This window comes from Pseudoalteromonas sp. SR43-7 (assembly GCF_014163785.1).
GTDB classification, from domain to species: Bacteria; Pseudomonadota; Gammaproteobacteria; order Enterobacterales; family Alteromonadaceae; genus Pseudoalteromonas; species Pseudoalteromonas distincta.
Map to the genome: position 1 here is coordinate 1 of NZ_JACJDY010000045.1, position 6,135 is coordinate 6,135.

At 42.3% G+C, this 6,135-nt stretch carries 1 protein-coding gene; it reads left to right on the forward strand.

Features of this window, described 5'->3' with window-relative positions:
- Window positions 1-5,922 (forward strand): Ig-like domain-containing protein, encoded by a 5,922-nt coding sequence (locus H5087_RS19880; RefSeq protein ID WP_310736477.1) that lies wholly within the window; start codon window positions 1-3, stop codon window positions 5,920-5,922.
- The last annotated feature ends 213 nt before the right edge of the window (window positions 5,923-6,135 follow it).

A 6,135-nucleotide genomic window follows, 5' to 3' on the forward strand; every position in this document is an offset into this window, starting at 1 on the left:
GTGACAGGCACTAGTGATGCACCTGACAGCACCATCACGGTGACGTTTACAGATGCAGCAAATGCTACTCAAAGCATTGATGTACAAACCGATGCCAATGGTAACTGGAGTGCGACACCAACAGGCACATTAGCCGAAGGGAATTATAGCGTTAGCGCCAACATCACCGATGCCGCAGGCAACACAGGTACCGGCACTGACAGTGGCGAAGTGGATGTAACTGCTCCTGAACTTGAAATTATTCCATCGTTTTTATTAGGTAATTTAGTTTCTCTTTCGGGGGATTCTGATTTACCGGGAGGCTCTGTAATCACTATTACAGAGTACCTAGTTGGTGGGTTAGTTGGCGCAACTTATACAGCAACGACAAATCCTGATGGTACCTGGGGTCTTGCAAACATAACAGTACCTTTACTAAACCTTGCCTATGTGACTGCCAGTGCAACGGATGCCGCTGGTAATGTCAGAACAATCAATACACTTGATTTTGATAACGTAGCACCAGAATTAACCGTTAGTGTTGATGCTTTATCTAATGACAGTACGCCAGTAATTAGCGGCACCACCGATATGGGGCAAGGCACTGTAATTAATATAACCGTGACTGATAGTGAAGGAGAAAGCCAAGCGTTTACTGCGACAGTTCAAGCCGGTGGCGACTGGTCTGTTGCTGTACCTGCAGAGCTAGCGCAAGGTCAATATATCGTTGTTGCAGAGGTTAGAGACAGTGTTGGTAATTTAACAACGCAGCAGGCTCAAGGTGAAATAGATAGCGTTGCTCCTACATTAATTGTGAACGAAGTTAACGCGACAATAGATACAACCCCTACAATTTCAGGCACGAGTAATGAGATTGGTGCTGATGTAACCATCCTTATCGGCGGTCAAACACTAACAGCAACAGTGGGTATTGATGGCAATTGGCAAGTAGATGTCCCCGTAGCACTTGTTGATGGTGATTATACGGCTCAAGTAAGTGTTACCGATGATGCTAATAATACCAGCAGCACGACTATTGATTTAACAATTGATACCCAAGTACCTGTTATTGTACTTAATGACATAACTGTATTTAACACTGAGACACCAGTTATAAATGGTACTTCAACTGAACCACAGGATACGGTGGTCGATATTGTTATTACAGATAGCAACGGTGATATACATACTTTAACTGCAATAGTTGATGCTAACGGCGATTGGCAAGTTACGGCGCCAAGTTTGCCTGATGGTAATTATGATGTAGAGGTAAGTATTACCGATGATGCTGGCAATCAAGGAGTGGATACAGGCTCGAGCTTTATTGATACTCAAGCACCAAGTATTACTATAAACGCATTAGGTACAATTAATGACAGCACGCCAACTATTTCAGGCACATCCAATGAACCTGAAAACACGAGTATTACAGTAACTGTGACCGATGCAGATAGTACCGAGACTTACACAACTGTTGTTGGTGCAGGTGGTGCTTGGACTGTAGATATTACAGATGCACTGACTGATGGTGAAGTTGCAGTTTCTACAAGTGTTACTGATGCCGCAGGGAATGAATCAGTTGCAAATAGTACCGCAATGTTAAATACCAATGCGCCTACAATTAATATTAATACAATTATTGATACAAACGATCAAACACCAGCAATATCAGGCACAAGTAGTGCGGCAGATAACACAGAAATCACGGTTGTTATAACTGACGTTAATAACGTTTCACATACTGTAACTACAACTGTGGTAGGTGGGATTTGGAGTGTTGATGCGACAGATATTCTACCTGAAGGTGAATTTACTGTTTCGGCAAGTGTAACTGAAGGAGGCTTAACGAGTAATACAACAGGTAGCGGTGTTATCGATTTAACTCCACCAGCCCTTAATATTACACCGCTTACAATTTCAAATGATACAACGCCAACAATTTCAGGCACAACTACAGCTCCACAAGGCGCCATAGTCGCTATTTTAATTACAGATAGCTTAGGTGTAGAGCAAACGGTTAATGCTACTGTTGGTGCAAATGGCACATGGTCAGTCGCTGCAAGTACAGAGTTGAGCGAGGGCACTTACACGGTTTTAGCTTCAACAACAGATACTGCAGGTAATCCTGTAAACACAAGTATTACAGGGGAAGTTGATATAACAGCACCAGTTGTAACTATTAGCAATATTGTTGGAAGTACTGATCTAACTCCAAGTATTTCTGGAAGTGTGACAGGTGCCAATGTGGGTGATGCTGTTGCAGTGGTATTCACTGATGCACAAGGTAATGAGCATACTGTAAATACAACAGTTCAAACTGGTGGTGTATGGTCTGTAGAGGCAACTAGCTCTCTATCACAAGGAGATTATTCAGTTGAAGTATTTGTTACTGACAGCGCGGGTAATACCGGGGACGCAACAAATACAGCAACTATTGATACAATTGCTCCCGAAATTAGTATTGATCAAAGTTCATTAATACTAACTCAAGATAGCACTCCATTAATTAGTGGCACATCAAACGAGCCAAATACAAACGTTTTCGTTACGTTTACTGACTCAGCTGGCGCATCGCATCAAATTACCGTTCAAACGGATGCTAATGGAGACTGGCAAGCCGCTGCAGACAACGTATTAGCAGAAGGTGTTTACAGTGTTTCGGCAACGATTACTGATAGCGCAGGAAATACCTCTGTTGATAGTAAAACGGGTGGCGAAGTAGATACAGTAGGGCCAGAGCTTACTATTGTGCCTTCGTTCGTGTTAGGGCAGCTTGTATCTTTATCTGGTACTTCTGATTTAGGTGAAGGTAAAACAGTCACTGTTAATTTAGAATTAGCAGGTGATTTGGCTAACTTAACATACGATGTAACAACTGATGCCAATGGCGATTGGGTGTTATTAGGCCTAGCGGTTAATATTATTGGCTTATCGGTTGTTGAAGCCTCTGCAACTGATGAAGCGGGTAACACCACCACTATTACAACTGCAGATGTAGATGCTTCAACGCCATTACTTAATGCGGTGGTTGACTTTGTAACTGGCGAGGGAGATTTACCAATAATTAGCGGTACGACCGACCAAGCCCCAGGCACCGAAGTGCTAGTGAGAGTGGTAGATAGCGATAACATAGCACAAGATTTGGTTGCCATAGTGCAGGCAGATAATTCATGGGCTGTACAGGTTCCTCAATCACTTGCTGAGGGCGTGTTTACTGTAACTGTAAATGTATTAAGTGAAGTCGGAATAACAGCTACACAGCTGATAAGCAGTGTAGTGGATACCATCTCGCCAACGCTTAATTTGCAAGTGATTGGTACAACGTCAGATTCTACTCCAATTATTCAAGGGACTAGCGATTTAATTAATGGTGTGGTAGAGATTCAGCTGGATGGAGGCTCAGTACTAACAACAACAGTGAATGCAGCAGGGCTATTTTCACTGGAAGTTGATGCGCTGACTGAAGGACAGCATGTTGCCAACGTGAGTATCACTGATGATGCCGGCAATGTAGTAACACAAACGCTCGAGTTTGTTGTTGATACGTTAGTGCCTGTGGTAGATATTTTACCGTTGAGCATCAGCAATACTGACATTCTAACTATTTCTGGTACTTCTGAAGAAGCTCAAGGCACAGACATTGATGTAACTGTGATAGATAGTAACGGCAACGCAACAGTATTTGATGCCCTTGTTGGTAGCGATGGCACGTGGTCATTAGTAACCACTAGTCTACCTGATGGTATATATAGTGTATTCGCAAGTATTACTGATGCTGCGGGTAATGTAGGCCAGTCTGTTACTGAGCAAGTGACGATTGATACCATACCGCCATCGTTAGAAATAGACGCCTTTGGTGTACTTAATACATTAACGCCTACTATTACTGGCACCAGTGACGAAGAAACCGGTAGCTTAATCACGGTTAATATTACCGACTCTGCAAACACACTTTATGAAGTTACCACAACGGTATTAGGAGATGGCACGTGGCTTGTTGTTGCACCTTTACTTGCTGAGGGCGATTTAACCATAGAAGCTATTAGTATTGATAACGCAGGCAATATAGCAACGGTGACGCAAACGGGCGTTGTGAGCACCACTTTACCGAGTCTATTAATTAACCCAATAATAGATACAAGCGATACAACCCCTACTATTAGTGGTACTACCGATGTAATAAACGGTAATGTAGAAGTTGTTATTACAGATAGCAGTGGTAATGCAACAACCTATAACACTCAAGCTATTTCTGGTGTATGGACATTAATACCGACCACTCCATTAGCTGAAGGTGCATTTACGGTTGATGCGACAGTCGAAAACTTAAACCTTACAAGCTCTACAAGTCTTAATGGCATAGTTGACTTAACTCCGCCTACAATTGAAATTAATGAACTTGCAGTTACGAATAACTCACTGCCAACCATCTCAGGTACAAGTGATGCTCCGGCCGGTACAACCATAAGCGTAGTACTTACTGATGCTAATAGTGATTCGCAAACATTAACTGCGCAAGTGTCAGGTAACGGAACTTGGTCAGTCACAGCTGTTACGCCGCTTAGTGAAGGCGGTTTTAGTGCTACTGCAACAGTTAGTGATGCTGCAGGAAACTCATCAAGCGATACCATGGTTTCAAGTACTGATTACACAGCACCTATTGTATTTATAGACCCTATTGCAGTAGGCCAAGATACCACACCGACTATTACAGGCTCAGTAACCGGAAGTTTTGCGGGAGCTGCAGTTATGGTGATGTTTACTGACGCACTAGGTGAAACACACAATGTTTCAACAACAGTAAACACAGATGGGTCGTGGAGTGTTACAGCTTCGCAGCCTCTTAGTGAAGGGAACTACAGCGTTGATGTAAGCGTACTTGATAATGCTGGTAATATTGGCGAGCAATCAATAAGCAGCATAGTTGATTCAGGCATAGTAATTAACTCTGGTTTAGAATTAACAGCTGATAGCACACCTAAGATCACCGGTACCGCAGGAGCAAATGAAGATATTACCGTAAGCTTTATAGATGAAAGCGGTACTGTTGTAACCAAAGATACAACAGCGGGTGAGACAGGTGTATGGAGCGTATCACCAGACAATGCTTTACTCGATGGAGCATACACTGTAACGGCTACCGCTACTGATGAATCTGGAAATGTTACTTCAAGTGGAAGCTTATCTGGGTTAGTGATTGACTCAACGCCGGTAGACTTCGAAGTGTCTAACTATTACTGGGGCATACTAGGAATAGGTCTAACTGCAGAAGGCACAGTAGAAGAAGGAAATAGTGTATATGTTGTAGGAGCAAACCTACTTGGCCTTGAGGTGTTAAACCTAAACTTAAATGTGCTAGAAAGCGCTATGGAAATTCAACCTGATGAGAATGGAAATTGGAGTTCATTATTATCAGTTCTTGATTTAGGTTCTTGGTCTGATTATCGCTTTATCACAGTTGATGAAGCCGGTAATTATTTAATTAAGGATATTAATGACAATATTATTGACCAAGGAAACGACCCACAACTTGCTAGCGCAGGAAGCAGTGCAAGCGTTGCTTCCGGCGACACAATCCCTGAATCATTTAGTGAGGAGTCGGCTTTAGGCGATACAACCCCTAATGAAGTTTCAAGCAACAACGTATTAAGCACTGAAACGATTGATTTAGGTAACTTGAGTGGTCTATCAACACCTGAGCAAACGGTGCAAGTGAGTTCGGCGGAGCCACTTAACATTAATGACGTAATCATTGATGAAGATGCAGAGCAGCTTATAGCGCTAAATACACTGGTTGAGGATGAAGGCTCTGCAATTGCTTATACTCCAGCTCAAAGTGGAGGAAGCATTGATGCAGCAGCACCTGCGGTTGATGTACAAAATCAATCGGAAGAGATGATTAAACACTTAATTGAAAGTAGTAATAATCAAACGGATATTTAATATCAATAAAGCCCTCTTAATTATTTTTTGCGGGGGCTTACATTATTAAGCAAATTAATATTATTTATAACGAAATTTAAGAACAAAGGTGTCCCGTCCTAAAATACGTTGACGGTTTTAAATGAAGGCCAGTAGCTTTTGCTCCTGGTCTTTTTTATGCACTTGGTTTGGTGTTTTCATTCCTAAACTTAAATGCGGCCTCAATTCATTGTA